Annotated in this window: 24 protein-coding genes and 1 pseudogene; 19 read left to right on the forward strand and 6 right to left on the reverse strand. The window is 67.6% G+C overall.

Going from position 1 to position 24,640, the window contains the following annotated elements:
• The first annotated feature begins 64 nt into the window (after positions 1 to 64).
• From DIS04_RS08230 to DIS04_RS08265, 8 genes are read left to right on the forward strand one after another with little or no spacing between them, the layout of a single operon-like run.
• Positions 65 to 2,503 (forward strand): LPS-assembly protein LptD, encoded by a 2,439-nt coding sequence (locus DIS04_RS08230; protein ID WP_111413274.1) that lies wholly within the window; start codon positions 65 to 67, stop codon positions 2,501 to 2,503.
• A gap of 48 nt (positions 2,504 to 2,551) precedes the next feature.
• Entirely contained in the window at positions 2,552 to 3,205 is a 654-nt protein-coding gene (locus DIS04_RS08235) for a SurA N-terminal domain-containing protein (RefSeq protein WP_111413275.1), read from the forward strand.
• Between the two features lie 5 nt (positions 3,206 to 3,210).
• Positions 3,211 to 4,266: a 4-hydroxythreonine-4-phosphate dehydrogenase PdxA gene (gene pdxA, locus DIS04_RS08240; RefSeq protein ID WP_111413276.1), complete on the forward strand. Its 1,056-nt coding sequence runs from the start codon at positions 3,211 to 3,213 to the stop codon at positions 4,264 to 4,266.
• A gap of 24 nt (positions 4,267 to 4,290) precedes the next feature.
• Positions 4,291 to 5,103, forward strand: a complete 813-nt coding sequence (gene rsmA, locus DIS04_RS08245) for a 16S rRNA (adenine(1518)-N(6)/adenine(1519)-N(6))-dimethyltransferase RsmA (protein WP_111413277.1) — start codon at positions 4,291 to 4,293, stop codon at positions 5,101 to 5,103.
• Positions 5,100 to 5,498: a Co2+/Mg2+ efflux protein ApaG gene (apaG, locus tag DIS04_RS08250; protein WP_111413278.1), complete on the forward strand. Its 399-nt coding sequence runs from the start codon at positions 5,100 to 5,102 to the stop codon at positions 5,496 to 5,498. The genes rsmA and apaG overlap by 4 nt, the downstream gene beginning before the upstream one ends.
• Before the next feature lie 54 nt (positions 5,499 to 5,552).
• The gene (locus DIS04_RS08255; RefSeq protein WP_111413279.1) at positions 5,553 to 6,380 is read left to right on the forward strand and encodes a symmetrical bis(5'-nucleosyl)-tetraphosphatase; all 828 of its coding nucleotides are present in this window, start codon (positions 5,553 to 5,555) and stop codon (positions 6,378 to 6,380) included.
• Between the two features lie 27 nt (positions 6,381 to 6,407).
• Positions 6,408 to 6,746 (forward strand): thiosulfate sulfurtransferase GlpE, encoded by a 339-nt coding sequence (glpE, locus tag DIS04_RS08260; RefSeq protein WP_111413280.1) that lies wholly within the window; start codon positions 6,408 to 6,410, stop codon positions 6,744 to 6,746.
• Entirely contained in the window at positions 6,743 to 7,882 is a 1,140-nt protein-coding gene (locus DIS04_RS08265; protein WP_111413281.1) for a tRNA nucleotidyltransferase/poly(A) polymerase-related protein, read from the forward strand. Before glpE ends, DIS04_RS08265 begins: the two co-directional genes overlap by 4 nt.
• Positions 7,883 to 7,906: 24 nt before the next feature.
• Here the strand turns inward: DIS04_RS08265 and folK are convergent, their stop codons facing one another.
• Together folK and folB are read right to left on the reverse strand one after the other, a co-directional pair.
• The gene (gene folK, locus DIS04_RS08270; RefSeq protein ID WP_111413282.1) at positions 7,907 to 8,416 is read right to left on the reverse strand and encodes a 2-amino-4-hydroxy-6-hydroxymethyldihydropteridine diphosphokinase; all 510 of its coding nucleotides are present in this window, start codon (positions 8,414 to 8,416) and stop codon (positions 7,907 to 7,909) included.
• Positions 8,413 to 8,781, reverse strand: a complete 369-nt coding sequence (folB, locus tag DIS04_RS08275) for a dihydroneopterin aldolase (protein ID WP_111413283.1) — start codon at positions 8,779 to 8,781, stop codon at positions 8,413 to 8,415. Before folB ends, folK begins: the two co-directional genes overlap by 4 nt.
• Before the next feature lie 130 nt (positions 8,782 to 8,911).
• Here folB and plsY point away from each other — a divergent pair, with 130 nt between their 5' ends.
• On the forward strand, positions 8,912 to 9,502 hold the full coding sequence (gene plsY / locus DIS04_RS08280; protein WP_422667686.1) for a glycerol-3-phosphate 1-O-acyltransferase PlsY: 591 nt from the start codon (positions 8,912 to 8,914) through the stop codon (positions 9,500 to 9,502).
• A 10-nt stretch (positions 9,503 to 9,512) separates the two neighbouring features.
• Here plsY and tsaD read toward each other — a convergent pair whose 3' ends face one another.
• Complete coding sequence (gene tsaD, locus DIS04_RS08285; protein ID WP_111413284.1) at positions 9,513 to 10,550, reverse strand: tRNA (adenosine(37)-N6)-threonylcarbamoyltransferase complex transferase subunit TsaD; 1,038 nt, start codon at positions 10,548 to 10,550, stop codon at positions 9,513 to 9,515.
• A 210-nt stretch (positions 10,551 to 10,760) separates the two neighbouring features.
• Between tsaD and rpsU the strand changes: the two genes are divergently transcribed.
• The 3 genes from rpsU (at position 10,761) to rpoD (ending at position 15,014) form a co-directional block, all read left to right on the forward strand.
• Complete coding sequence (rpsU, locus tag DIS04_RS08290) at positions 10,761 to 10,976, forward strand: 30S ribosomal protein S21 (RefSeq protein ID WP_010629611.1); 216 nt, start codon at positions 10,761 to 10,763, stop codon at positions 10,974 to 10,976.
• A gap of 144 nt (positions 10,977 to 11,120) precedes the next feature.
• Positions 11,121 to 12,935, forward strand: a complete 1,815-nt coding sequence (gene dnaG / locus DIS04_RS08295) for a DNA primase (protein ID WP_111413285.1) — start codon at positions 11,121 to 11,123, stop codon at positions 12,933 to 12,935.
• Between the two features lie 219 nt (positions 12,936 to 13,154).
• The gene (rpoD, locus tag DIS04_RS08300) at positions 13,155 to 15,014 is read left to right on the forward strand and encodes an RNA polymerase sigma factor RpoD (RefSeq protein WP_111413286.1); all 1,860 of its coding nucleotides are present in this window, start codon (positions 13,155 to 13,157) and stop codon (positions 15,012 to 15,014) included.
• Between the two features lie 99 nt (positions 15,015 to 15,113).
• Here the strand turns inward: rpoD and DIS04_RS08305 are convergent, their stop codons facing one another.
• Together DIS04_RS08305 and DIS04_RS08310 are read right to left on the reverse strand one after the other, a co-directional pair.
• On the reverse strand, positions 15,114 to 15,770 hold the full coding sequence (locus DIS04_RS08305) for a hypothetical protein (RefSeq protein WP_111413287.1): 657 nt from the start codon (positions 15,768 to 15,770) through the stop codon (positions 15,114 to 15,116).
• Between the two features lie 75 nt (positions 15,771 to 15,845).
• A complete protein-coding gene (locus DIS04_RS08310) occupies positions 15,846 to 16,781 on the reverse strand; it encodes a LysR substrate-binding domain-containing protein (RefSeq protein WP_111413288.1) in 936 nt (311 codons plus the stop codon).
• Between the two features lie 157 nt (positions 16,782 to 16,938).
• On the opposite strand from DIS04_RS08310, the gene DIS04_RS08315 reads away from it, so the two are divergent.
• The 6 genes from DIS04_RS08315 to DIS04_RS08340 all read left to right on the forward strand — a co-directional run bounded on the left by DIS04_RS08315 (position 16,939) and on the right by DIS04_RS08340 (position 23,458).
• Positions 16,939 to 18,318: an L-serine ammonia-lyase gene (locus DIS04_RS08315; protein ID WP_111413289.1), complete on the forward strand. Its 1,380-nt coding sequence runs from the start codon at positions 16,939 to 16,941 to the stop codon at positions 18,316 to 18,318.
• Positions 18,319 to 18,596: 278 nt separating this feature from the next.
• Positions 18,597 to 19,370 (forward strand): ABC transporter ATP-binding protein, encoded by a 774-nt coding sequence (locus tag DIS04_RS08320; RefSeq protein ID WP_111413290.1) that lies wholly within the window; start codon positions 18,597 to 18,599, stop codon positions 19,368 to 19,370.
• Positions 19,367 to 20,119, forward strand: coding sequence for an ABC transporter ATP-binding protein (locus tag DIS04_RS08325; protein ID WP_245904522.1), 753 nt, complete (start codon positions 19,367 to 19,369; stop codon positions 20,117 to 20,119). Before DIS04_RS08320 ends, DIS04_RS08325 begins: the two co-directional genes overlap by 4 nt.
• 183 nt (positions 20,120 to 20,302) lie before the next feature.
• Entirely contained in the window at positions 20,303 to 21,523 is a 1,221-nt protein-coding gene (locus tag DIS04_RS08330) for an ABC transporter substrate-binding protein (RefSeq protein WP_111413291.1), read from the forward strand.
• A 59-nt stretch (positions 21,524 to 21,582) separates the two neighbouring features.
• Positions 21,583 to 22,470: a branched-chain amino acid ABC transporter permease gene (locus DIS04_RS08335; RefSeq protein ID WP_111413292.1), complete on the forward strand. Its 888-nt coding sequence runs from the start codon at positions 21,583 to 21,585 to the stop codon at positions 22,468 to 22,470.
• A 4-nt stretch (positions 22,471 to 22,474) separates the two neighbouring features.
• Entirely contained in the window at positions 22,475 to 23,458 is a 984-nt protein-coding gene (locus DIS04_RS08340; protein ID WP_111413293.1) for a branched-chain amino acid ABC transporter permease, read from the forward strand.
• Between the two features lie 49 nt (positions 23,459 to 23,507).
• Here the strand turns inward: DIS04_RS08340 and DIS04_RS08345 are convergent, their stop codons facing one another.
• A complete protein-coding gene (locus DIS04_RS08345; RefSeq protein WP_111413294.1) occupies positions 23,508 to 24,413 on the reverse strand; it encodes a LysR family transcriptional regulator in 906 nt (301 codons plus the stop codon).
• 114 nt (positions 24,414 to 24,527) lie between these two features.
• On the opposite strand from DIS04_RS08345, the pseudogene DIS04_RS08350 reads away from it, so the two are divergent.
• A pseudogene (locus tag DIS04_RS08350) lies at positions 24,528 to 24,640 on the forward strand (S-(hydroxymethyl)glutathione dehydrogenase); the annotation flags it as partial.

Genomic DNA, 24,640 nt, shown 5'->3' on the forward strand with positions numbered 1-24,640 from the left:
CATACGACAGGCTGGGTGCGGTCTGTATAATACCGATTCTCTTCGCCAAGGACATCGAGGGACCATGGGCAAGCGACATGCAGGAGCGGCGTTGGCCGGCCTGATCACATCCGGCCTGATGGGGGCGCCGCAGACGATGGCGCTCGAGCCGCTGCCGGCCTGGCAGCTCGACTGGCGCCCGTGGTCCGACGATCGGCCGGCCGAGGCGCTGTGCCGAGGCGTCTACGTGTCGCCGGCCTACCGGTTGCCGGCCGGCGACGAACCCGGCCAGGTACGCTCCGAGTCCGATACCGCCTACTACGGCGATGAGGGCGAGACCATCCTCGGTGGGGAGGTGATCCTGCGGCGTGGCGACAGCCAGCTCGAGTCGCCGCGGGTGAGCGTGCCGGCCGCCCGTGATCGAGCCCACGCCGAGGGGCCGCTCGCGCTGCGTGACCTCAACCTGCTGGTGCGTGGCGAGGCCGGCGAGGTTTCGCTGAACAGCGACGCCGCCAGCATCGACACGGCCCACTTCGTGGTGCACGACCAGCATCTCCGCGGCGATGCGCTGCAGCTGGAGCGGCTGGAGGATGGCCGCTTCCGACTCACCTCGGCGAGCTTCACCACCTGCGATCCCGGCAGCAACCTGTGGCAACTGGTCACCGGCGACCTGGTGCTCGATCGCGAGAGCGGCTTCGGCACCGCGCGTCACGCGCGCCTGAAGGTCGGGCGTGTGCCGGTGTTCTACTGGCCGTGGGTGCGGTTTCCCATCGACGACCGCCGCCACACCGGCTTTCTCTGGCCTGAGCTCGGCCTCTCCGGCGATTCGCTGGACTACGCCCAGCCGTTCTACTGGAACATCGCGCCCAACCACGACGCCACCATCACGCCGCGCTGGATCAGCGATCGCGGCCTGCTGCTCGCGGGCGAGTATCGCTACCTCTTCCCCAGCGACGCCGGCCAGATCGAGGGGGCCTACCTCTCCAGCGACGATGGCGGTTCCGGCGATTCGGGCGACTCGTCGCGGCGCTTCGAGGGCGAGGATCGCTGGTACGTCGATTACCTCCACAGCGGGCGTTTCGACACGCGAACGAGCTACAACCTGCGCTATGGGGCGGCCAGCGACGGGCGCTACTTCGACGACTTCGGCAGCGTCTTCGGCGATGACCCCAACAACATGCCGCGCCTGGCCCAGCTCGCTTATCGCGGCGATGTCTGGAACCTGGATGCGCGGGCCCAGGGCTACCAGAAGCTGGACGACCCGCTGCGCGATCGCGACAAGCCCTTCTACCGCCTTCCCAGCCTGGCCGCGAATGCGCGCTGGTCGCAGCCGGGGGGGGGGTACCAGCAGTGGCGTTCCAACGTCACCTATTTCTGGCGCGACGTGGATCGCAACCGGGTCCCGCTGCGGGAGTCCGCCATCGGCAGTCGCTTGCACCTCTCGCCCGCCACCGGCTGGCGATTCGACCAGTCCTGGGGCCATCTGCAGCCGCAGGTGGAGTGGCTCTATACCGCCTACGACCTCGACTACGGCGAGCGCCAGACCGAGCGCGACACCTCGCTGCAGCGGGCGGTCCCGGTTGCCTCGCTGGATGGCGGCCTGGTCTTCGAGCGCGAACTCGAACTCGGCGGGCGGGAATACCGCCAGACCCTCGAACCGCGATTCAACTATGCCTACGTGCCGGCCCGCGACCAGAGCGAGTTTCCCGACTTCGACACCAGCGAGCGCGCCTTCTCCTGGAACCAGCTCTGGTCACCCTACCGCTTCTCGGGTGCTGACCGTGTGGGGGATCTCAACCGGATCTCGCTGGGCGTCGACTCGCGTTTGCTCGAGGATGCGCGCGGGCGGGAGCGGCTGGCGTTCGGCGTAGGTCAGGCATTCTACTTCGATGATCGTCATATCGACATGGACGGCAACGCGGATACTTTACCTCTCGCTCCAGAGCGTGGCGGCAGCTTCGAGCCGTGGTACAACGCCACACGCGACCGATCTTCCGTGGTGACCCGGCTCGACTGGCAGATCAATGAGGTCTGGAGCAGTCGCTGGCAGTGGATCTACGATGACCAGCGGCAGCGTACCGAGCGCACCTCCCTTGACTTGAGCTATCGCAGTCTCGCCGGCCACGTATTGAACCTCGGCTACCGCTGGGAACTCCAAGGGTTCGATCCTTCGGTAGAGCCGGACGACGACGAGTTTCGTGATTACAACCGAGAGGAATACGATCTTTCATTCGCCTGGCGGTTTTCGCCACGGGTGGATCTGATAGGTCGTGCGCTCTATGACGCCACCAATGAGCGTATGCTCGATCAGGTAGCGGGTGTGCAGTGGAACGACTGCTGCTATGGTCTGCAGCTCGTTTGGCGCGAATGGGTCGAGGATAACGACACTGCCAGAGTGGAAGATGATACCAATGAGCGTGGTATCTTCCTGCGCTTCGTGTTCAAGGGACTGGGCGGAGTCGGCGGCGATGCCGGCGACTACTTCGAACGAGCCATTCCGGGCTACCGCACCACGGCTTTCTAATCGATTCGGGGTGCCAAACCAGTGAAAGAGAAGAGAGGAAAGAGAGACATGCGGATAACGCCGATCGCCACCCTGGGCCTGGTCCTGTGCCTTGGCGTCGTGCCGCTGGCCGCCCTGGCCCAGGATTTCCAGCCGGCACAGCGGCAATCCCTGGATCGCATCGTGGCCGTGGTGAACGAGCAGGCCATCATGCAGAGCCAGCTGGACGAGCGCATGGAGCAGGCGCGTAGCCAGCTTGCCGCCCAGGGCCAGGGGACGCCCCCCGAAGCGATGCTGCGCGAGCGCGTGCTCGAGCAGGTCATCCTCGAGGAGATCCAGCTGCAGATGGCCGCGGATGCCGGTCTCAGCGTCGACGATACCGCCCTCAACCGGCAGATCCGCGAGATCGCCGAGAGCAACGACATGACGCTCGAACAGTTCGCCGATGCGCTGGAGGCCGACGGCCTGAGCATGTCGTCCGTACGCGAGGAAATTCGTCGCGAGATGCTGCTGCGCGAGCTGCACCAGCGCCAGGTGGGCGGCCGGGTCAATGTCAGCAACCGCGAGGTCGAACGCTTCATCGAACAGCAGGGTGGCAACGTGAGCCCCGAGCAGGCGCGCCAGATGGTGTTCCAGCGCAAGGCCAACGAGGCGCTCGACGCCTGGCTCCAGGAAATTCGCGCCGAGGCCTTCGTCGACAACCGGCTCGCCAGCGACGGTTGAACGCCATGCGGTGCTCCGCTCCCGTGCTGGCCGTGACCAGCGGCGAACCCGCCGGCATCGGCCCCGAGCTGACCCTGCAACTGGCGCTGGAAGCCCCCCCCTCCGGGCGGGTGGTGGCGGTGGGCGACCCGGCGCTGCTGGCCGAGCGCGCCGGGCTGCTGGGCCGGGAGGTCAAGCTGCGCGAACTGCAGCCGGGCGACCCGGTGCCGGAATCCCGCCCCGGTGTGTTGCCGGTATGGCCGGTGGCGCTGCGCGAGCCGAGCCGGCCGGGCCGGCTCGCCGAGGCCAATGCCGACTACGTGCTCGAGACCCTCGACGTGGCAATCGCCGCCTGCCACGCCGGGCAGGCCGATGCCATGGTCACCGCCCCGCTGCACAAGGGGGTGATCCTCGACGCTGGTCATGCCGGGTTTCGCGGCCACACCGAGTACCTGCGCGACGCCTGCGGCGTCGACGAGGTGGTGATGCTGCTGGCAACCGACAGTGCGCTGCATGCCGGCCGGGCCGGGTGGCGAGGCAGCGCGGCGCTGCGAGTGGCGCTGGCCACCACCCATCTGCCGCTGCGCGAGGTGGCGGATGCCATCACCGGGCCGGCCCTCGAGCGCATCCTGCGCATCCTCCACGCGGACCTGAGGCGCTGGTTCGGCGTCACGGCACCGCGCATCGCCGTGTGCGGCCTCAATCCGCACGCCGGCGAGGGGGGGCACCTGGGGAGCGAGGAACTCGAGGTGATCGGGCCCTGCCTCGAGCGACTGCGGGGCGAAGGCTTCGCCCTTGACGGACCGCTGCCGGCCGATACCCTGTTCACGCCGCGACATCTCGCCGGCGTCGATGCCGTGCTGGCGATGTATCATGACCAGGGCCTGCCGGTGCTCAAGTACGCCGGCTTCGGCCGGGCCGCCAACGTCACGCTGGGACTGCCGCTCGTACGCACCTCGGTGGATCACGGTACGGCGCTGGACCTGGCCGGCCGCGGCCTGGCCGATGCGGGCAGCCTGAGGGTCGCCGTGGCGCTGGCCGCCGAGATGGCCCGCCGCGGCAAGGCAGCGCCCGTTTCCTGACGAACGACAGACAAGGACTCTTGCATGGCTTCGCGCCCGCCGGTTCATCGCGCTCGCAAGCGCTTCGGCCAGAATTTCCTGCGTGACCCCGGCATCATCTCGCGCATCGTGCGCGCCATCGCGCCGCGCCCCGGCGACCGGCTGGTCGAGATCGGCCCCGGCCAGGGCGCCCTGACCGAGCCGCTGCTCGAGGCGGCGGGAGGCCACCTCGAGGTGATCGAGCTGGACCGCGACCTGGTTCCGGGCCTGCGCGTGCAGTTCTTCAACCACCCCGGCTTCGTCGTCCACGAGGGCGATGCGCTGAAGTTCGACTTCCGCGCCCTGCGTGGCGACGGCGAGCCGCTGCGGGTGGTCGGCAACCTGCCCTACAACATCTCGACCCCGTTGATCGGCCACCTGCTCGAGGCCGGCGACGCCATCGCCGACATGCACTTCATGCTGCAGAAGGAGGTGGTCGATCGCCTGGCGGCCGAGCCGGGGGGCGCCGACTGGGGCCGGCTCTCGGTGATGGCGCAGTATCGCTGCCGCGTCGACGACCTGTTCACGGTGCCGCCGGAGGCGTTCGTGCCGCGGCCCAAGGTCGATTCGGCCATCGTCCGGCTGACCCCCTTTGCCGAGCTGCCGTGGCCCGCCGTCGACGAGGCACTGCTGTTCGCTGTGGTGCGCCAGGCCTTCGCCCAGCGGCGCAAGACGCTGCGCAACAACCTCAAGGGGCTGGTCGAGGGCGAGGCGTTGGCGGAACTCGGCATCGATCCCGCCCGGCGGCCGCAGACCCTTGCCGTCGAGGAGTTCGTGCGCATCGCCAACCACCTGGCCGCTACGGAGACGACATCATGACCCAGGCACCGGACTCGCCGCTGGAACGGCAAGTGCTGGTCGACGTGGAGCCGGCCTTTCGCGACGACGAATCCTCCCGCGACGAGTCGCGCTACGTGTTCAGCTACACCGTGACGATCCACAACCACTCCAGGCGCAGCGTCCAGCTGCTGGCGCGGCACTGGCGAATCACCCAGGGCAGCGGCAAGGTGCAGGAGGTGCGCGGCAAGGGGGTGGTGGGGCAGCAGCCGTTGATCGGCCCCGGGCAGACCTTCCGCTACACTAGCCGCGCCATTCTCGACGGCCCGGTCGGCGTGATGGAGGGGGCCTATACCTGTGTCGATACCGCCAGCCAGCGCCCCTTCGAGGTCGCCATCGCCCCCTTCCGCCTGGCCGGGCCCAACCAGGTACACTGACGTCCACGGCCCGGGCCGCCCGGGCACCCAAACCGTGCCGCAAGGGAAAGTGTCATGACCGTCTATGCCATCGGAGACCTGCAGGGCTGCCATGCCGAGTTCGTCGAGCTGCTGGAACGGATCGACTTCGACCCTGGCCGCGACCGGCTGTGGCTGGCGGGGGACCTGGTCAACCGCGGCCCCGAGTCGCTCGCCTGCCTGCGCGAGGTGCGCGCGCTCGGCGATGCCGCCCTGACCGTGCTTGGCAACCATGACCTGCATCTGCTGGCGGTGGCCCGGGGCGGCGCCAGGCTCAACCGCAAGGACACCCTCGACGCGATCCTCGCCGCTCCCGACCGCGAGGCGCTGCTCGACTGGTTGCAGTCGCGCCCGTTGCTGGTGCGCCAGGATTTTGCGGGGCATGGAAATACGTTGATGACCCATGCCGGTCTCCTGCCCCGCTGGTCCGAGGAGGAAGCGGCAGGCCTGGCCCGCGAGGTCGAGGAGCGACTCGGCAGCGAGCGAAGCGGCGACTTCCTCGAGCGGATGTACGGCAACGAGCCGGCCTGCTGGGAGGCCTCCCTCGATGGCCTCGATCGCCTTCGCGTGATCGTCAACGTGCTGACGCGAATGCGCTTCATCGATGCCGGCGGCTGCCTCGACTTCAGCGCCAAGGCGGGGCTCGACAGCGCTCCTGCGGGATTCGCCCCCTGGTTCCGCTATCCCCGCCATGATGACGTACGCCTGCTGTTCGGCCACTGGGCGGCGCTGGAAGGGCGGGCCGAAGGCGCCCGGGTGCATGCCGAGGCCCTGGATACCGGCTGCGTCTGGGGCGGCAGCCTCACCGCACTGAACCTCTCGACCGGCGAGCGCATCGGCGTGCCCAGCCGCCAGCGCCGCTGACCACGATCTGCCACCCGGGAGGCCCCCATGGCGACCCCCTCGTTCCGACACCTGACCATCGATACCCTGACCACCTGGATCGATGCCGACTACCCACTCACCCTGGTCGACATTCGCGATCCCATGAGCTTCGCCGGCGGCCACATTCCCGGAAGCCGCCACCTCGACAACGACGGCGTGCCGGCGCTGCTCGAATCGGCGCCCCGCGAGCAGCCGCTGGTGGTGGTCTGCTACCACGGACACTCCAGCCAGCAGGCTGCGGCCTGGCTGGCGGGCCAGGGCTTCGCCGAGGTCTACAGCCTCGACGGCGGCTTCAGCGAATGGGAGCACCGCCTGCCCGAGCGGGTGGAGCGCGGCCGCCCATGAGCCCGTCACGCCAGCGCGGCCTCGAGGGCCTCGAGGTCTATCGCGTGGGGGGCGCCGTGCGCGACGCGCGTCTGGGGTGGCCCACCGCCGACACCGACTGGGTGGTGGTGGGGGCGACCCCCGCGGAGATGCAGCGCCGCGGTTTCCGCCCGGTGGGGCGCGACTTTCCGGTCTTCCTGCATCCCGAGACCCACGAGGAGTACGCCCTGGCGCGCACCGAGCGCAAGTCCGGCCACGGCTATACCGGCTTCGAGGTTCACGCCAGCCCCGACGTGACGCTGGAGGAGGACCTGGCCCGCCGCGACCTGACCATCAACGCCATGGCCGAGACGCCCGAGGGCGAGCTGGTCGACCCCTACGGCGGCCTGGCCGACCTGAGGGCCGGGCTGCTGCGGCATGTCTCGCCGGCCTTCGTCGAGGACCCGCTGCGGGTACTGCGCACCGCGCGCTTCCTGGCGCGCTACGCCCGGCTCGGCTTCGCCATCGCCGACGAGACCCGGGCGCTGATGCGCCAGCTCGCCGCGAGCGGCGAACTCGCCCATCTGGTGGCCGAGCGGGTCTGGACCGAGACCGAGAAGGCGCTGGGCGAGGCGGACCCGGCGGTCTACTTCCGTACCCTGCACGAATGCCATGCGCTGGCGGTGCTGATGCCGGAGCTCGTCGAGGATCGGGCGGCGTTCGAGCGGGCATTGGCGCGGCTGGCCAGGTTGCCCGATCGGGTCGCCGACGAGGAGCGTCCCCGCTGGCGCTGGGCGCGGCTGGTGGAACACCTCGACGATACTCGGCAGGAGGCGCTGGCCGAGCGCCTGCGGCTGCCGCGCCGCTATCGCGACCTGGGGCGCCAGGCCGCGCTCACCCGCCGGCTGCGCCAGCAGGCGTCGCCCGGCGCGGATGACGTCAAGGAGTGGCTGGACGGCATCGATGCCTGGCGGCGCGGTGAACGCGTGCCGCCGCTGATCGCGCTGCTGGCACTGGATGCCCCGGCTCTCGCCGAGACGCTCGATCGGGCCTGGCGGGCGGTGTCGCAGCTGGACGCGAAACACCTGTTCGGCGAGGGGTTTCGTGGCGGTGCGCTGGGCCAGGAGCTGGCCCGGCGGCGGCGGGCCCTCCTCGCGCGCGAGCTGGCCGGTGGGTAACCGCCGCGGCTGGCTCGGCGCGGCCTATCGCGACGGCCGGCGAGGCCAGTCGAACTCGATCGGCCACAGGCGCTGCTGGTCGTTCCTGAAGCTCGACCACAGCTCGGCGTAGGTGCGTCCGTCCTCGGGGTGCGGCGTATGCGGCAGCAGCTCGGCCAGCGGCAGCAGCACGAAGGCGTGATGCAGGATCTCGCCGCGCGGCAGCAGGACGCCGTCATGCTCGCCGACAAGGTCGCCGACCGTCAGCAGGTCGATGTCCAGCGTACGCGGGCTGAACTTGGGAGTGCCCTCGCGTCGGCCATGATCGCGCTCGATGCGCTTGCACCACGCCTGCAGCTCCCCCGGCGTCCAGTCGCTGTCGAACGCCGCCACCAGGTTGTAGAAATTGTGGCCATCCTCGAAGCCCACCGGCTCGCTCTCGTAGACGCGCGAAATGGCGAGGCCGGCGAAGGTGTCGTGGAGGGCGTCCAGGCAGCGCCGGACGTGGAACTCGCGGTCGATGTTGCTGCCGATGCTGACGCTGACCTGGGTCATCGAGCACTCTCCTGGCGCGTGCCCCGCTCGATGCGCACGCCCACGGCTGCCGCGGCGGGTACGGCACCCGGCTTGCGCAGCGTCAGCCGCAGCCACGGCACGCCGAATTCGTGCATCAGCAGCTGAGCGAGGCGCTCGGCGAAGGTCTCGACCAGGGCGAAGTCGTGCTCGGCGGCAAAGCTGGCGACACGCTGGCTGATGGCGGCGTAGTCGAGGGTCCTGGCGAGGTCGTCGTCGGCCGCCGCCGGGCGAATGTCGGTGGCCAGCTCCAGGTCGAGCGTCAGCCGCTGGCGAATGGTGCGCTCCCAGTCGTATACGCCAATCACCGTCTCTATCTCGAGAGACTCGATCAGTATGCGGTCCATGCACGGCTCCCAACGAGAAAAAGAAGGCCCGATTGTACTGAGCGAGGTGGGGGAAGGACAGTTTGCTGTCCCCGTGTCGCCGGGGCTGGCATCATGCAGCGAAGGGCGCGTGTGAAGGAGGCGGGACCGGGTGACGGTCGAAGGGCTACTGCTGCTGTTGGCGCTGGCGCTGCTGGGCTATGTCAGCGGCTCCTGCTTGGGGGCGCTATGGGTCTGCCGCCTGGCGGGGGTCGGCGATCCTCGCCAGGAGGGCTCGGGCAATCCCGGCTTCTCCAACGTGCTGCGCCTGCATGGCCGCCGGCTGGCGGCGGCTACCCTGCTGCTCGACGCCGTGAAGGGCATGCCCGTGCTGTGGCTGGCCATGGCCCTGGGCCTGTCCCCCTGGGCCCAGGGCGTGGTCGGGCTGGCCGTGCTGCTGGGGCACAGCTATCCGCCCTGGCATCGCTTTCGCGGCGGCAAGGCGGTGGCCAGCGCCTTCGGCGTGCTGCTGGTGCTGACACCCTGGGTGGCGCTGTGCTGCGCGGCGCTGTGGACCCTGCTGGCCTGGCGCGTGCGCACCGCAGCCGTGGCGTCGCTGGCCAGCGCCGGTATCGCCCCGCTGGCCAGCCTGTGGCTGGCGCCGGACTACGTGCTGGTCGTGATCGCCTTCACCGCACTGGTGCTGGTGCGTCATCTGCTCAATATCCGGCGCCTGCGCCACGGTGACGAGCCAGGGCTCTAGCGGCGCGCCGTCAGCCGCCGGCCGGTGCCGCGAGGGTCTCCATCGGCCAGCGCGGTACCGCTTTCATGCTGCCGACCTCATCACGCTCGCCAGCGAGCAGGCGCAGCGCGCCGGCCAGCGCGATCATGGCGCCGTTGTCGGTGCAGAAGCGGCCACGCGGGTAGTAGACCCTGGCATTGCGCTTGCCCGCCTCGTGGGCCAGGCGCTCGCGCAGGCGCGTGTTGGCGCTGACGCCGCCGGCCATCACCAGGCGCTTGAGCCCGGTGTCGTCCAGCGCTCGCCGACACTTGATCACCAGGGTCTCGACCACGGCTTCCTCGAAGGCGCGTGCCACGTCGGCGCGCGCCTGCTCGTCCAGCTCGCCGTCCCGTTCCAGCTGGCGCAGCGTGGTCAGGGTATGGGTCTTGAGCCCGGAGAAACTGAAGTCGAGGCCGGGGCGGTCGGTCATCGGGCGGGGAAAGCGGAAACGCCCCGGGTCTCCCGTCTCGGCCAGCCGCGCCACCTGGGGGCCGCCGGGGTAGGCCAGCCCGAGCATCTTGGCGGTCTTGTCGAACGCTTCGCCCGCGGCGTCGTCGACCGATTCGCCGAGCAGGCGATAGCGGCCCAGGCCCTGGACCTCCACCAGTTGGGTATGGCCGCCGGAGACCAACAGCGCGACGAAGGGAAAGGCGGGCGGCGACGCCTCGAGCATGGGGGCCATCAGGTGCCCCTCCATGTGGTGCACCCCGAGCACCGGGATGCCCAGCGCGCGGGCCAAGCCGTGGGCGGTACTGGCCCCGACCATCAGCGCCCCGACCAGCCCCGGCCCGGCGGTATAGGCGATCGCCTCCAGCTCGGTGCGGGCCATCCCCGCCTCGTCGAGTACCTGCTGGATCAGCGGCAGCAGACGCCGGGTGTGATCGCGGGAAGCGAGTTCCGGCACCACGCCGCCGAACTCGGCATGCATGGCGACCTGGCTGTAGAGGGCGTCGGCCAGCAGGCCGCGGTCGGTGTCGTAGATCGCGACGCCGGTCTCGTCGCAGGAGGTCTCGATGCCAAGGACTCGCATGGGGCAGGCTCGTGAAGCGTGAAAGACGGCATTCTAGCAAATCGGCGCGCGGCCATCCCGCTTTCGGCCACTCGAATTTGCAATGCCTGGTGTCGCCGACTAAACTATCGTGCGCTGTACAATTGGGTCGTGCGCCCGGCGCCTGCTTCAGGCGGCGGCCAGGGTGTGCGTTCTAACCGAACTCAAGATTCTAAGGTAGGTGAGTGCTTAATGCCTTCTGTCAAAGTACGTGATAACGAGCCGTTCGACGTCGCATTGCGCCGTTTCAAGCGTTCCTGTGAAAAAGCCGGCATCCTCTCCGAAGTGCGTCGTCGCGAGCACTACGAGAAGCCGACTGCGGAGCGCAAGCGCAAGGCGGCCGCCGCGGTGAAGCGTCACGCCAAGAAGCTCCAGCGTGAGCGCAAGCGTTTCGAACGGCTCTATTGATCCGTACTAAGGAAGCTCCGACGCCCTGGGCAGCGGTGCTTCTGGAAGGATGACCAAGCGGCTGCCGTCAGGTGGCCGCTTGTCTTTCGCGACCCGTTCTACCCCTGAACTTCTTCTACCCCGATGGGAGGTGGCGAGACCTGCATGGCCGGCCAGATCCCTCAGCGTTTCCTCGATGACCTGCTGGCACGCGTCGACGTGGTCGAAGTGGTGGGCGAGCGGGTGCAGTTGAAGAAGGCAGGGCGCAACTATTCCGGCCTGTGCCCTTTCCACCAGGAGAAGACGCCCTCCTTCACTGTCAGCGCCGACAAGCAGTTCTATCACTGCTTCGGCTGCGGCGCCCACGGCAACGCACTGCGCTTCCTGATGGAGTACGACAAGCTGCGCTTCCCCGAGGCGGTGGAGCAGTTGGCCTCGAGGCTGGGCCTCGAGGTGCCGCGCGAAGGGGCCGACGATCCGCGTGCCCAGGCACGGGAACGTAAGCGCCAGGAGGGGGTCAACCTGCTCGAGCTTGCCGCCAGCTTCTATCGCGAGCGGCTGAAGATGCCCGAAGGGCAGTCGGCGCGGGACTACCTGGCTCGGCGCGGCCTCTCGGAGGAGGTGCAGCGCGACTTCGGCATCGGCTATGCCCCGGACGACTGGGAGGCCCTCAAGCGCCACCTGAGCGCCAGGGACATTGCGGAGTCCGTCCAGGTCGAATATGGCCTGCTGGTGCAGCGCGAGGAGAGCGGGCGTACCTACGACCGCTTCCGCGACCGGGTGATGTTCCCGATCCGCGACGTACGCGGGCGCACCATCGCCTTTGGCGGCCGGGTACTCGGCGATGCCAAGCCCAAGTACCTGAACTCCCCCGAGACCCCGGTGTTTCACAAGGGGCGTGAACTCTACGGGCTGTTCGAGGCCAGGCAGGCCAACTCGCGGTTGGCGCGGGTGGTCATCGTCGAGGGCTACATGGACGTGGTGGCCCTGGCCCAGTTCGGCATCCGCAATGCCGTCGCCACCCTCGGTACCTCCACCAGCGAGGAGCACCTGGCCCGGCTGTTTCGCATGGTCGACGAGGTGGTGTTCTGCTTCGACGGCGACAAGGCGGGGCGTCAGGCGGCCAGTCGAGCGCTGGAAACCGTGCTGCCACAGATGATCGATGGCCGCGAGGCGCGCTTCCTGTTCCTGCCGGAAGGCGAGGACCCGGATACGCTGGTGCGGCGTGAAGGACGCGAGGCCTTCGAGGATCGCATCACCTGCGCCAGCCCGCTGTCGGAGTTCCTGTTCGACCAGGCGGCACGGGGGCGCGACCTGGCACGAGTGGAGGAGCGCGAGCGCTTCGCCAGCCAGGTGCTCAAGGCGGCGAGTCGCCTGCCGCGCGGGATGCTTCAGACGGTGCTGCTGGGGGAACTTGCGCGACGTACGGGGGTCGATCAGTCGCGCTTCGACGCGCTGCTGGCCCAGGAGGAGGAGGCACCGGCCGAGGCGAGTGTCGCGCCCGCCGTGGCGCCTGTCGGGCAGGAGCCAGGGAGCGAGGTGTCGCCGGCCAGGGAGGCCTCGCTGGGGTTGCTGGCGCGGGTGCTGCAGCTGCTGGTGCATGAGCCGACACTGGTCGAGCGCCTGCCAGCCGAGGACGACTGGTGTCCCGAGGGGGCGGGGGATGCTGCGCTGTGCCGCGAGCTGGTGCGGCTGCTGCGTGCCGGACGCTACCGCAGCCCCCAGGTGGTGCTGGCCCATTTCCAGGGCAGTGCCCAGGGCCAGCGCCTGGCGGCGCTGGCCCGGCGCGAGATGCTGATACCTCGCGAGGCCCGCGGCAAGGAGCTGGAGGGGCTGGTCGACTACCTGGTGCGGCATCGCCAGCGCCAGTCGCCGCAGGAGGAGTTCGAGGCCCTGCTGGCGAAAGAGCGCGGGGGCGAGCGCCTGTCGCGGGAGGCGCGGCAGCGTCTGCAGGAATTGCTGGTTGAGCTGAAGCGCTGATCGGCGGGGTTGTTTTCTCCGCCGTTCACCCCCACACAGGGAGTGTGGGCGTAACCGGTGCTGGCAGCATAACCGTTTAAACTAACACACCTGAGTGATCGAGCAAATGGGCCGCACTGGCGGGCTCGCGATGTTTCCCGCTATACTATTGGGCTTCATGAGTTTTCTCCACCCCAGCGCTTCAGGTGCTTCATTCTTCTTCGTCGAGATAGGGTTTCTATGGCTGGAAATGCGCAGCAGCAGTCACGTCTGAAGGAGTTGATCGCGCGTGGCAAGGAACAGGGTTACCTGACCTACGCCGAGGTCAACGACCACCTCCCCGAGGATATTGCCGATCCCGATCAGGTGGAAGACATCATCGGCATGATCAATGACATGGGTATCAGCGTCGTCGAGGAAGCCCCCGATGAAGATACCCTGATGATGTCCGATCACTCCGCCGACGAGTCGGCTGCCGAAGAAGCCGTGGCTGCCCTGGCGGCGGTGGAGAGCGACGTGGGCCGCACCACCGACCCCGTGCGCATGTACATGCGCGAGATGGGCACCGTGGAGCTGTTGACCCGCGAGGGCGAGATCGAGATCGCCAAGCGCATCGAGGAGGGCACGCGCGAGGTGATGTCGGCCCTGGCCTGGTTGCCTGGTGCGGTGGACTCGATTCTCGAGGCCTATGACGCCACCCAGGACGAAGAGGCCCCCGGCCGCCTTTCCGACCTGTTCTCGGGTTTCATCGACCCTGACGAAGGCATTCCCGGCGTGGCCGAGGCCGAGCTTCCCGAGGAGGAGGTCAGCGGCACCGACGCCGACGACGATGACGCCAGCGATGACGACGACGACGATGCCGGCGAGGCGGAGGAGGAGAGCACCGGCGGTCCCGACCCCGAGGAAGCCAGGGCGCGCTTCGAGCAGATCCGCGAGCAGAACGAACTGGTTCGCCAGGCGCTGGCCAGGCATGGCCGCGGCAGTGCGCAGGCCCAGGCCGAGATGGAGCGCCTGGCCGAGCTGTTCTCGCCGATCAAGCTGGTACCCAAGCACTTCGAGCGCCTGGTCGGCCAGGTGCGTATCAGCGTCGAGCAGGTCCGCGCTCAGGAAAAGACGGTGATGCAGCTGTTCGTCAAGAAGGCGAAGGTGCCGCGCAAGAACTTCATCAAGGCGTTTCCCGGCAACGAATCGCGCCAGGAGTGGGTCGACGAGTTCATCGGCGAGAACGCCAAGTACGCCGACCGCCTCGAGCCCCTGCGTGCCGACATCCAGCGTGCCCAGCGCCGTATCGCCTTCGAGGAGGAGATGGTCCAGCTGCCGGTGTCGGAGCTCAAGGAGATCAACCGTCGGCTCTCCATTGGCGAGGCCAAGGCGCGTCGCGCCAAGAAGGAGATGGTCGAGGCCAACCTGCGCCTGGTGATCTCGATCGCCAAGAAGTACACCAACCGCGGGCTGCAGTTCCTGGACCTGATCCAGGAGGGCAACATCGGCCTGATGAAGGCGGTCGACAAGTTCGAGTACCGGCGCGGCTACAAGTTCTCGACCTATGCCACCTGGTGGATTCGCCAGGCGATCACCCGCTCGATCGCCGACCAGGCGCGCACCATCCGTATCCCGGTGCACATGATCGAGACCATCAACAAGCTCAACCGCGTGTCGCGCCAGATGCTGCAGGAGATGGGGCGCGAGCCGACGCCGGAGGAGCTGGGCGAGCGCCTCGAGATGCCCGAGGACAAGGTACGCAAGGTGCTCAAGATCGCCAAGGAGCCGATCTCGATGGAGACACCCATCGGCGACGACGACGACTCGCACCTGGGTGACTTCATCGAGGACAGCACCATGCAGTTGCCGGTCGACCTGGCCACCGGCGAGGGCCTGATCGAGGCCACCCGCAACGTGCTCGGCGGACTCACCGCGCGCGAGGCCAAGGTGCTGCGCATGCGCTTCGGTATCGACATGAACACCGATCACACCCTCGAGGAGGTCGGCAAGCAGTTCGACGTCACCCGCGAGCGGATCCGCCAGATCGAGGCCAAGGCGCTGCGCAAGCTGCGCCATCCGAGTCGTTCGGAGCCGCTGCGCTCGTTCCTCGACGAGTAGCGTCTGCCCGCGTTCCGGGACAGCCGACAAGACGCCCGCAGCCATGGCTGCGGGCGTCTTGCGTTGGGGCGGTCATGTTTCCGCCAGCGGCGTTGTCGATCACGACGCGGGGGCAGACCGCTGCCAGCGCCTGGCCAGCAGGACCAGTTCGACGACGGCAATCAGGAGCAGGCAGTAGCCGAGCAGTTCGGTACTCTCCTCGGCGGCGTCCTTGAAGGTGCGCTGATAATGCTCGCCGAGGATGGCCATCCACATTTCGCTGCGTCCAAACAGGCGAGAGAAGACGTAGGTGACGAGGAAGCCGGAGGCGAAGAAGCCGAACGAGAAGCTGTTGCTGTAGGCGATGAACTCCTGCGCGAAGCGCTGGCGACGCCATATCACCAGGGCCAGGCAGGGCAGCAGCACCAGCGTTACCAGCACTTGCCAGGCACCATCATGGACATGCAGGTCGAGCAGGGCATCCTGCTCCCGGATCAAGGAGGCGAAGACGAAGGCGAACATCAGCAGGGTCAGGGTGGGCATGACTTTCAGCACCTGCCGAGTATAGAGCAGCAAGAGTGACGAGAGGGCCAGCAGTGCGCTCTGGGCAAGCTCGGTGAAGCCGCGCTCCGAGAAGCGTCCCCCCTGGATGTGGAGTGCCTCCAGATAGGTGCCCTGGACCATGGCCGCGATGAGCAGGATATAGAGCGTGGCGCGCAGGCAGGCAGCGGTGAAGCTGATCGGCCAGGGCTGGTGGGGGAGTCTGTTGTGTGGCATGAAGGCTAGGGCACGGCAAGAAAAGTACGGCATTCTAGTCGTGATTGGCTCAAGCGGCCAGGCCCTTGCGACCACTCAGGCGCTCGTGGTCAGGTCCTGGTGGCGCCGGGCCTCCTCCACGATCCAGTCATGCACCGCGGCGACCCGGCGGTCGTCCAGGGCGCCACTGGTATGCACGATGCCGTAGCGCTTGCCGGTCGGGATGCGCTGGGGAAAGGGCGCGATCAGGCGGCCGGTCTGCAGTTCGTCGGTCAGCAGGGCCTGCCGCGCGATGGCGACCCCCATGCCCGCCACCGCCGCTTCCATCGTCAGCCGATGGCGGTTGAAGGTATAGCCGCGGCGCACATTCAGCGGCGGCGCCTCGATGGCGGCCAGGTAGTGTTCCCACTCGGCGTAGGGGTGCCCGCCGCGCCAGGCGGTGATGTCATGCAGCAGCGGGTACCAGGCCAGCTCCTCGGGACGGGCGAGGGAAGGGCGGCGGCGCATCAGCGCAGGTGCGCAGACGGGAAAGATCACCTCCTCCATCAACGGCGTGATGGCCAGCCCCGGGTAGTAGCCGTCGTTGAGGTCGATGGCCAGGTCGAACTCCCCCTCGCGCAGCGACAGGCTGCTGTCCTCGGCGATGACCTGCAGTTCGATGTCGGGGAAGCGCGCCTGAAGCCGCGGCAACCGCGGCATCAGCCACTTGCTGAGGAAGGCCGGCACGCTGCGCAGGCGAATCACGCCGCTCATCACGCCGCTGCGCAGGCGCTTCACCTCGAGGCCGACCGACTGGTAGGCCTCGTCGACCACGGCAGCCAGCCGCTTGCCCTCCTCGGTGAGCTCCAGGCGCCGTGGCAGGCGGCGGAACAGGCGGAACCCCAGCCGCTCCTCGAGCTGCTTGATCTGCTGGCTAACCGCGCCGGTGGTGACATGCAGCTCCTCCGCCGCACGAGTGAAGGAGAGGTGGCGGGCGCTGACGGCGAAGACCTTCAGCCAGGCGTGGGTCTGGGCATGCAGGAGGCGGCTCATGGTTTAGTTTTGCTATAGCCCCTAGCAGTTATTCTCGTTTGCCGAACGCGGCATTCGCCACCAACATAAGGTCATCCCTGCCGTAAAGGCAACCATGTTTTAGCCAGACTGATGCATGAGGCGCAAGGCGATCGGCTGGCAGCACACGAGGTGGTGTATGGCAATCAGTGTCTTCGACCTGTTCAAGATCGGGATCGGTCCCTCCAGCTCCCACACGGTGGGGCCCATGCGGGCCGCCTTCGATTTCGTCCAGGCACTGCGCGACGAGGACCTGCTCGAGCGGGTCGCGCGCATGGAGGTGCGGCTGTACGGCTCGCTGAGCGCCACCGGCAAGGGGCACGGCACCGACCGCGCCGTGATCATGGGCCTGATGGGCGAGCGCCCCGACCAGATCGACCCCGCCATCGTCACCCCGTGCATCGAGGAGCTGCTCGAGGCCAGCACCCTGATGCTCGATGGCCGCCTGGCGATCCCCTTCCTGTGGTCGCGCGACATGCAATGGCACGAGGAGTGCCTGCCGTACCATCCCAATGCGATGACGCTGATTGCCCATGGGCATGGCGGCGAACTGTGGCGCAACACCTATTACTCGGTCGGCGGTGGCTTCGTCATCGACGAAGCGCAGGCCGAGCGCGGCGAGCTGGACCAGGACCACACCGCGCTGCCCTACGACTTCAACTCGGCGGCCGAACTGATGGCCCTGTGTCGCATGCACGACATGCGCATCAGCGAGCTGATGCTGGAGAACGAGAAGGCCTGGCGCAGCGAAGCCGAGGTGCGCGACGGTCTGTGGCGCATCTGGCAGGCCATGCGGGCGTGCGTCGATGCCGGCCTCGAGCATGAGGGTGTGCTGCCCGGTGGGCTCAACGTCAAGCGACGTGCCGCGGCGCTTCACCGTCGCCTGCTGGCGGCGCGGGACGACCAGAGCCTGATCGCCTCCACCTTCGGCGCCATGGACTGGGTCAACGTCTTCGCCCTGGCGGTGAACGAGGAGAACGCCGCCGGCGGGCGCATGGTCACCGCGCCGACCAACGGCGCCGCCGGGATCATCCCCGCCGTGCTGCACTACTACATGAAGTTCCAGTCCGGCGCCTGCGAGCGCGACGTGGTCGACTTCCTGCTGGCCGCCGGCGCGGTGGGCATCCTGTGCAAGAAGAACGCCTCCATCTCGGGAGCCGAGGTCGGCTGCCAGGGCGAGGTGGGCTCGGCCTGCGCCATGGCCGCTGCGGGCCTGGCCGAGGTCATGGGGGGCAGCGTTGGCCAGGTCGAGAATGCCGCCGAAATAGGCCTGGAGCACAATCTCGGGTTGACCTGCGACCCGGTAGGCGGGCTGGTTCAGGTGCCCTGCATCGAGCGCAACGCCATCGCCTCGGTCAAGGCGATCAACGCCGCCCAGATGGCATTGCGTGGCGACGGCGAGCACTTCATCTCGCTCGACAAGGCGATTCGCACCATGCGCGACACCGGCCGCGACATGCAGGACAAGTACAAGGAGACCTCCCGTGGCGGGCTGGCCGTGAACGCCATCGAGTGCTGATGAGTCGCAGCGCGGCAGCCTTCGCGCCGCGCTCGATCCCCTCCCGACGCGATGCCCGGACGGCATCGCGTTTTCGTTTGCAAGCTATTGAATTTCGGCTGCCTCTACGCCATTGGTCGAGTTAGACTCTTGAACGGTTGCCCTGCGGGTGCGTCTCCTCTAGCTTACGTTAACGTAAAGGTTAGAAGTCCGGGCTGAGCCAAGCACAAGAAGCAGCCTTCACGACAACGACAATAATCAGCAATGGACCGCCGCAGGCGATCCAAAGAGGACGTCACATGACCCAGGAGTTCATCCTCGAAACTCGCGGGCTGACCAAGCAGTTCCGTGGCTTCACGGCGGTGGACGACGTCAACCTGCAGGTCCGGGAAGGGCACGTCCATGCCCTCATCGGGCCCAATGGCGCCGGCAAGACGACCGTCTTCAACCTGCTCACCAAGTTCCTGCCGCCGACCCGCGGCGAGATCCTCTACCGCGGCAGGCCGATCACCGGTATGAAGGCCAACGAGATCGCACGCCTCGGGCTGGTGCGCTCGTTCCAGATCTCCGCGGTGTTCGCCCACATGACCGCGCTGGAGAACGTGCGCGTGGCGCTGCAGCGGCCGATCGGCACCTCCTTTCACTTCTGGAAGTCTGAGCGGTCCCTGGAGCACCTCAACGAGCGTGCCGTCGAGCTGCTCGACGAGGTCGGCCTGCGCGACTATGCCGACGTGCTGACGGTGGAGATGCCCTACGGCCGCAAGCGTGCCCTCGAGGTGGCGACTACCCTGGCGATGGACCCGACCCTGATGTTGCTCGACGAGCCGACCCAGGGCATGGGCGCCGAGGACGTCGATCGCATCGTCGAGCTGATCCGTCGCGTGGCCCAGGGCCGCACGGTGCTGATGGTGGAGCACAACCTCAGTGTGGTGAGCCGCTTGTGCGATCGCATCACCGTGCTGGCTCGTGGCGCCGTGCTGGCGGAGGGCGACTACGAGACGGTATCCGCCGACCCGCGGGTGCGCGAGGCCTACATGGGCAGTGAGGCCGCAGCAGAGGAGGCCAGCGCATGACCCAGGTCGTCGAACAGCCGGCGCGCAGCGAGTACCGCGAGCACGACGGTGCCGAGATGCTGCGCATCCGCAACCTGCACGCCTTCTACGGCGAATCGCACATCCTGCACGGCGTCGACCTGGAGGTGCGCCGCGGCGAGCTGGTCACCCTGCTGGGGCGCAACGGGGCGGGTCGCAGCACCACGCTCAAGGCGATCATGAGCATGGTCGGGCGACGTACCGGCTCGATCATGATCAACGGCACCGAGACCATCGGCATGCGGGCGCACCGCATCCCGCGGCTGGGGATCGGCTACTGCCCCGAGGAGCGCGGCATCTTCGCCAGCCTCGACGTGGAGGAAAACCTGCTGCTGCCGCCCACGGTGCGCTCCGGCGGGATGTCGATCGACGAGATCTACGAGATGTTTCCCAACCTCTACGAGCGTCGCCGCAGCCAGGGCACGCGCCTCTCCGGCGGCGAACAGCAGATGCTGGCCATGGCCCGCATCCTGCGCACCGGTGCCCGCATGCTGCTGCTCGACGAGATCACCGAGGGCCTGGCCCCGGTCATCGTTCAGAAGCTGGGCGAGGTGCTGGTCAAGCTGCGCGACCGAGGCATGACCATCGTGCTGGTGGAGCAGAACTTCCGCTTCGCCGCGCCGCTGGCGGACCGCCACTACGTCATGGAGCACGGCCGGATCATCGAGGAGATCAGTGCCGCCGAGCTGCCATCCCGGCGTGAGCATCTCAATGCCCTGCTGGGGGTCTAGCCGACCGACGGAGCACCCGGGCTCGCCGTGCATCGCCCGTCGGCCAGCCCAAGCCGCGCCCATGAGGCGAAACAAGAACCACGACTGCAATGACGCCACCACCATTTCGTGACCCGCGAATCGCGACCAACGCGCAGTGCGCGTGACAACAACAACCCGCCCAGTTGGGCCATGGAGACGAAAATGACCTTTATCAAGAAGACCCTCGTCAGCAGCATCGCCATTGCCGCCACCGCCGCCATGGCGACCGCCGCCCAAGCGGAGATCAGCGACGGCACGGTGCGCATCGGCTATCTCGCCGACATGTCCGGCACCTATCGCGACCTGGCCGGTCCGGGTGGCCTTGAGGCCCTGGAGATGGCCATCGAGGACTTCGGCGGCAGCGTCGACGGGGCGCCGATCGAGGTGTTCAGCGCCGATGACCGCAACAGCGCCGACGTCGGCGCCAACACGGTGCGCGAATGGATCGACCAGCGCGATGTCGACCTGGTGGCCGGCATGGTGGCGTCATCGGTCACCATCGCCGTGACCAAGGTGCTGGAGGAGAACGACGGCTTCGGCATCGTCTCCGGCTCGGCCGCCTCGAGCATCACCAACGAGCACTGCACGCCCAACCACGTCCACTGGGTCTACGATACCTACCCGCTGGCCAACGGCACCGCCCGCGCGGTGGTCGAGCAGGGCGGCGACACCTGGTTCATGCTCACCGCCGACTACGCCTTCGGCCATGCCCTGGAGGGGGACGTCGAGAAAGTGGTGACCGAGAACGGTGGCACCATCGTCGACAAGGTGCGCCACCCGTTCCCCACCGACGACTTCTCCTCCTACATCCTCCAGGCCCAGGGCTCCGGGGCCAAGATCATCGGCCTGGCCAATGCCGGCTCCGACACCGTCAACGCGATCAACACCGCCAGCCAGTTCGGCGTGGTCGAGGCCGGCCAGCAGCTCGCCGGCCTGCTGGTGTTCCTCAACGACGTACACGCCATGGGGCTCGACACTACCCAGGGGCTGCTGTTGACCACCGGCTGGTACTGGAACATGGACGACGAGTCGCGCGAGTGGGCCGAGCGCTACTACGAGCGCGTGGGCAGCATGCCGACCATGGTCCAGGCCGGCATCTACTCCAGCACCATGCACTACCTGGAGGCCGTCCAGGCCACCGGCAGCGACGACACCCAGACGGTGCGCGAGTACATGATGAAGCAGCCGATCCACGACTTCTTCGCGCGTAACGGCCGCATCCGCGAGGACGGCCGCATGGTGCACGACATGTACCTGGCGCGCGTGAAGTCGCCCGAGGATTCCACCCACGAATGGGACCTCTACGAGATCCTCACCACCATTCCCGCCGAAGAGGCCTACCGCCCGCTGTCGGAGAGCCAGTGCGACCTGGTGCAGAACTGACGCATGGCACGTCGGCGGCGGCCATGGCCGCCGCCTTCTGACGGCGAGGAGAACCTGACATGACGATGATATTCGGCGTGCCGTTGGCGGTGTTCACGGGCCAGCTCCTGCTGGGCCTGATCAACGGCGCCTTCTACGCCCTGCTGAGCCTGGGCCTGGCGGTGATCTTCGGCCTGCTGAAGATCGTCAACTTCGCCCATGGGGCCATGTACATGCTGGGGGCTTTCGCCACGCTGCTCGGCATGCGCTACCTGGGCATCAACTACTGGGCCGCGCTGCTGCTGGCGCCACTCGCCGTGGGCCTGGCCGGGATGCTGATCGAGCGGCTGCTGCTGCGGCGCATCGGTCACCTCGACCACCTCTACGGCCTGCTGCTGACCTTCGGCCTGGCACTGATCTTCGAGGGTACCCTGGTCAACTTCTTCGGTGTCTCCGGGGCCCGCTATCCCACGCCCGAGTCGCTCGCGGGCGGCTACCAGCTGGGCTTCATGTTCCTGCCCAAGTATCGCGCCTGGGTGCTGCTGGCGGCGATCGGCGTTTGCCTCTTCACCTGGTACATGATCGAGCGCACGCGGCTCGGCGCCTACCTGCGTGCCGGCACCGAGAACCCTGCGCTGATGCAGGCCTTCGGTGTCAACGTGCCGCTGCTGGTCACCCTGACCTACGGCTTCGGCGTGGCGCTGGCCGCCTTCGCCGGCGTGCTGGCCGCACCGCTCTATCCGGTCTCGCCGACCATGGGCTCCAACCTGCTGATCGTGGTCTTCGCGGTGGTGGTGATCGGGGGCATGGGCTCCATCCTGGGCGCCATCGTCACCGGCCTGGCCATGGGGCTGATCGAGGGGCTGACCAAGGTGTACTACCCCGAGGCGGCCAATACCGTGATTTTCCTGGTGATGATCCTGGTGCTGCTGATCAGGCCCACCGGACTCTTCGGCAAGGAGGCATGACGCCATGGCCACGACTCAAACCATGACGCCTTCCATGAAGCGCGAGCGTCGCGCCAACCTGCGCCGCAACGCTTTCTACCTGGCACTGATCGTGATCGGTCTGGTGGCACCCTTCGTCGCCTACCCGGTCTTCCTGATGAAGGTGCTGTGCTTCGCCCTGTTCGCCTGCGCCTTCAATCTGCTGCTGGGCTATGCCGGCCTGCTCTCGTTCGGCCATGCGGCCTTCCTCGCCACCGGGGGCTACGTGACCGGCTACCTGCTGTCGAGCTATCCGGCGCTCACCCCCGAGCTGGGCATCCTCAGCGGCACGGCCGCCGCCGTGGCGCTGGGCGCCGTCTTTGGCGCGCTGTCGATCCGGCGGCAGGGCATCTACTTCGCCATGGTCACCCTGGCCCTGGCGCAGCTGATGTTCTTCTTCTACATCCAGGCGCCCTTCACCGGCGGCGAGGATGGCCTGCATGGCGTGCCCCGTGGCGAGCTGTTCGGCATCATCAGCCTGCGCAACAGCCTGGTGATGTACTACTTCGTCTTCGCCATCTTCCTGTTCGGTTTCGCCCTGATCCAGCGCACCGTGCACTCGCCCTTCGGCCAGGTGCTCAAGGCGATCCGCGAGAACGAGCCGCGCGCGGTATCGCTTGGCTACAACGTCGATGCCTACAAGCTGGTGGCGTTCATCCTCTCGGCGGGCCTGGCCGGCCTGGCCGGGTCGACCAAGACACTGGTGTTCCAGCTCGCCTCGCTGACCGATGCCCACTGGCACATGTCCGGGGAGGTGATCCTCATGACCCTGCTCGGCGGCGTGGGCACGCTGTTCGGCCCGGTGGTGGGAGCGGGGCTGGTGGTCAGCCTGCAGCACCTGCTGGCCCAGTCGCCGCTGGGCAACTGGGTCGGGCCGATCCTGGGCGCCATCTTCGTGCTCTGCGTGCTCAGTTTCCGCAGCGGTATCGTCGGCGAGGCGATCAAGATGTATCGCAAGAACTTCAAGTGACGGTGTCGACAAGCCTCTTCCTGGCGCCCTGCGGGGCGCCTTTTTTCTTTCACTCTCTCGTCATCGCGCAGGCCCGCGCCAGGCTGGCGGGCAGGTTTTCGACCAGGTAGTCGACGAACTGGCGCACCTTGGCGGCGTGCTGGCGGTGTCGAGGCATGACCGCCCAGACCCCCGCATCGCGGCACTGGAAGCGGGACAGCACCTCGACCAGTTCGCCGCTGGCGAGATAGGGCATGACATAGTAGTCGGGCAGCTGCGCCAGCCCCAGCCCCTTGAGCGCCGCATCGAGCAGCGCGAGCCCGGAATTGGCCTGCCAGGGGCCCTGGACGCGGACCTCGCGGTGCAAGCCCTCGATGTCGAAGCGCCAGACATCGCGCGAGCCGATCAGGCAGCGGTGGTGCGCCAGTTCCGCCACCGAGTGCGGGTGCGAGATGCCCTGGAAGTAGGCGGGGGAGGCCACGACGTATTCGTGGCGCTCGCACAGTCGCCGTGCGACCAGCGAGGAGTCCTGCAGGGTGCCCATGCGAATGACCACGTCGTAGCCCTCGTCGATCACGTCCACCTGGCGGTTGGTCAGGTGCAGGCGCATCTCGAGCTGTGGGTGCAGGGCCAGGAAGTCGTTGACCAGGGGGGCGAGGAAACGCTCGCCGAAGGTGGTGGCGCAGCTGAGCTGGAGCACGCCGTGGGGGCGCTCCTGAAGACTTTGCAGGTCGGTCTCGGCCTCGCGAAAGCCGTCCAGCAGTTCGCGGCAGCGGGCATAGTAGCGTTCGCCGGCGTCGGTGAGATGGATCTGACGCGTGGTGCGGTAGAGCAGCGGCAGCCCCAGCTCCTGCTCGAGTTGAGCCACCTGTCGGCTGATGTGTGAGTTGGAGACGTGAAGCTGGCGTGCCGCAGCGGCAAAGGTGCCAAGGCGGACCACTTCGACGAAGGCCTCGATGCCATCCCAGCGAGCCATAGGCACTCCATTATTGCTCTATTGGAATAATGTTGTGTCGTTGTTTCTATATCATCATAGCCTTGGCCGCACCTAGACTGATAGGGATAGTTTACCCACCATCAGGAGATCTGCATGAAGTCGCGTGCCGCCGTCGCTCTCGAAGCGGGCAAGCCCCTCGAGCTCACCGAAATCGATGTCCAGGATCCCAAGGCCGGGGAAGTGCTGGTGCGCATCGCCGCGACCAG

It is taken from the genome of Billgrantia lactosivorans (assembly GCF_003254665.1).
Taxonomy (GTDB): domain Bacteria; phylum Pseudomonadota; class Gammaproteobacteria; order Pseudomonadales; family Halomonadaceae; genus Halomonas; species Halomonas lactosivorans.